The sequence below is a fragment of the Pseudomonas sp. 05T35 genome (assembly GCF_056396605.1).
This window is the reverse complement of sequence record NZ_JBFTLU010000660.1, coordinates 1-3,357: the sequence shown is the minus strand read 5'-3', so window position 1 is coordinate 3,357 and position 3,357 is coordinate 1. Positions and strand designations below refer to the sequence as shown.

Sequence of the window (3,357 nt, the reverse complement as noted above, 5' to 3'; positions counted from 1 at the left end):
GCCCGGGAAGAAAAAATGACCACCTTGCCCGTTTGCCAGACCCTGCTGCTGGAACTGCACAACGGCGTTCTGCACATCACCTTGAACCGGCCAGACTGCCGCAACGCCATGAGCTTGCAGATGGTCGCCGAATTGCGCGCAGTACTCGCGGCGGTGCGCGATGACCGGGACATCCGCGCGATAGTGCTCGGCGGTGCCGGCGGGCATTTTTCTGCCGGCGGCGATTTGAAAGACATGGCCAACGCCCGCGCTCAAGGTCAGCAGGCCTACCGCGAATTGAACCGCGCGTTTGGCGCCCTGCTCGAAGAAGCCCAGCACGCGCCGCAAGTGCTGATCACCGTGTTGCAGGGGGCTGTGCTCGGCGGCGGCTTCGGTCTGGTGTGTGTCAGCGACATTGCACTGACCGATCACAATGCCCAGTTCGGCTTGCCGGAAACCAGCCTCGGCCTGCTGCCAGCGCAAATCGCACCGTTTGTGGTCCAGCGTATCGGCCTCACCCAGGCACGACGCCTGGCGCTGACCGCCGCGCGTTTTGACGGGCATGAAGCGCGGCGTCTGGGGCTGGTGCATTTTGTCGAACACGATGCACAAGCCCTGGCTGAACGTCTGGACGCAGTGCTCGCCCACGTTCTGTGTTGCGCGCCTGGCGCCAATGCCGCGACCAAGGCCTTGTTGTTGGCCAGCACCGAACAGCCGCTGGGACCGTTGCTCGACCAGGCGGCCGAGTGGTTCAGTGAAGCCGTGACCGGGGTGGAAGGTGTCGAAGGGACGATGGCCTTTGTACAGAAACGCAAACCGGGTTGGGCGCCTTGAAAGCATCGCGAGCAGGCTCGCTCCCACATTGGATCTGGGGTGTTTGCACTATCTCATACACACCGAAGATCAACTGTGGGAGCGAGCCTGCTCGCGATGAGGCCCTCAAAAACACTGCACAACACAAAGGATCACCCCATGCCCACCCTGCGCAAAATCCTCATCGCCAACCGCGGTGAAATCGCCTGTCGCATCCAGCGCACCGCTCAAGCGCTGGGTTATCGCACAGTGGCGGTGTTCAGCGATGCCGACGCCGATGCCCTGCATGTGCGCATGGCCGATGAAGCGGTCAACATCGGCCCCGCTGCTGTTGCCCAGTCCTACCTGAACAGTGCGGCAATCATCGACGCTGCATTGCGCAGCGGCGCGGACGCGATCCATCCCGGCTACGGCTTCCTCTCGGAAAACGCTGAATTCGCCACGGCATGCGCCCAGGCCGGCATCACCTTTATCGGTCCGGATCCTGCGGCCATCGAACTGATGGGCAGCAAACGCCTGTCGAAAATCGCCATGCTCGCCGCTGGCGTACCGTGCATCGGCGGTTACCAAGGAGCGGAGCAGGATGACACCACCCTCAGCCGCGAAGCCGAACGCATCGGCTATCCGCTGATGATCAAGGCCAGCGCCGGCGGCGGTGGGCGCGGCATGCGTCTGGTGCACAGTGCGGATGAATTGCTTGCGCAGATCCGCACCGCACGCTCCGAAGCCCTGCACGCGTTTGGCAGCGACGAGTTGATTCTCGAACAAGCGCTGATCGAACCGCGCCATGTCGAGATTCAGCTATTCGGCGACCAGCTGCCATGGGCGACGCTGCGCTGAAGGCCGGGCGCGCAGTGTATTACGTCGGCGCCGGCACCGTGGAGTTCTTGCTCGATGCGCGGGGCCAGTTTTACTTTCTGGAGATGAACACCCGTTTGCAGGTCGAGCACCCGGTRACCGAGATGATTACCGGCCTGGACCTGGTGGCCTGGCAACTGGATGTTGCGGCCGGGTTACCACTGGCGCTGCGCCAGGAACAGGTCGAACTCAAGGGCCACGCGATGGAGGTGCGTCTTTACGCCGAAGATCCGGCGCAGGATTTCCTGCCCCAGACCGGGCGCATTATGCGTTGGGAACCGGCCCTCGCGGACGGGGTGCGCATTGACCACGGCTTGCTTGAAGATCAGCAGGTCAGCCCGTTTTACGACCCGCTGCTTGGCAAAATCATCGCTTACGGCGCCACCCGCGAGGAGGCTCGGCGCAAGTTACTGCGGGCAGTCCAGGACAGTGCCTTGCTGGGTTTGCAGACCAATCAGCGTCTGCTCGCTGGTTTGCTGGAGCATCCACAGTTCATCGCCGGGGACTTCAATACCGGGTTCATCGCGCAACACTTCGCCGATCACCCAAGCCTTCACTCGCACGCGCCCACGACCGAAGAGCTGGCTATCGCCACGATGCTGTTCTATCAGCAGTCCGCTGGCGCCCATCCGCCAGGACTCGCCGGCTGGTGCAACAGCGCCAACGCACCGTTGCAGCAACGAATCGGTCTCAACGACGGTCGCTCTGCCCGACAGGCAATTATGTATTCAAGTGGCCGGGGAAACGCTGCAACTGAAACGACTCGATATCAACGCCCGCTCGGCCAACCTGGAAATCAACGGCATTCGCCGCCGCTACGCCTATCAACTGGCCGCCGGACAACTGTGGTTGTTCACTCGCCCCGGCAGCTTGCTGCTGCAAGACCAGACATTGGCGCCCGTCAGCAGCCAAGTCGACACCCGCACCGGTACGCTGAAAGCCCCGATGGATGGAGCGATTGTCGACGTACTGGTCAGTGAAGGTTCATCGGTGAGCAAGGGGCAATTGTTGCTGGTGCTGGAAGCGATGAAAATGGAACACCCGCTCAAGGCCGGTATCGACGGTGTGATCAAACGGCTGCAGGTCAGCCCCGGCGATCAGGTAAAAAATCGTCAGATTTTGTTGGAGGTTGAATAAGCCGCTAGGCGGATCCATCGCATTTGGCTACGCTCAGCCTCATCAGGACGCGGACACCAGGAAACCTGCGATGCCTCATTGGCTGGTAATTGATCTCGAAGCGACCACCGATGACGGTGGCTGGCCGGTAACCGAGATGGAAATCATCGAAATCGGCGCCACCCTGGTCAATCGCGCAGGCCGCGAACTGGACTACTTCCAGCGCTTCGTTCGGCCCCTGCGACGACCGCTGCTGACCCCTTTCTGTCGCGAACTGACCCACATCACCCAAGCCAATATCGACGCTGCCCAGCCACTGACCGAGGTCTGGCCGCTGTTCGAGCGCTGGCTCGGCCAGCATCACACGCGCCTTGAAGGCTGGGCCAGCTGGGGCGATTACGACCGACAGCAACTGCTTCAGGAATGGCAACGCCTGCAACTCGACAGCGCCCTGAGCCGAGTCCCCCACATGAACCTGAAGCAGCGCTTTGCCAAGGCCCGCCGACTGGAGCGGCCGCTGGGGCTCAATGGCGCCCTGCAATTGGCGGGTATGCAATTTACCGGTCAACAGCACCGGGCGCTGGAAGATGC

General features: G+C 62.0%; 2 protein-coding genes and 1 pseudogene. All 3 read left to right on the top strand.

Going from position 1 to position 3,357, the window contains the following annotated elements; all coding sequences use genetic code 11:
• Positions 1 to 15: 15 nt before the first annotated feature.
• Positions 16 to 813, top strand: coding sequence for an enoyl-CoA hydratase/isomerase family protein (locus AC1DH9_RS28545; protein ID WP_427543586.1), 798 nt, complete (start codon positions 16 to 18; stop codon positions 811 to 813).
• A gap of 138 nt (positions 814 to 951) precedes the next feature.
• Positions 952 to 2,787: pseudogene (locus tag AC1DH9_RS28540) on the top strand (acetyl/propionyl/methylcrotonyl-CoA carboxylase subunit alpha).
• Between the two features lie 70 nt (positions 2,788 to 2,857).
• A partial coding sequence (locus AC1DH9_RS28535; RefSeq protein WP_477809272.1) for a 3'-5' exonuclease occupies positions 2,858 to 3,357 on the top strand: 500 nt, incomplete at its 3' end.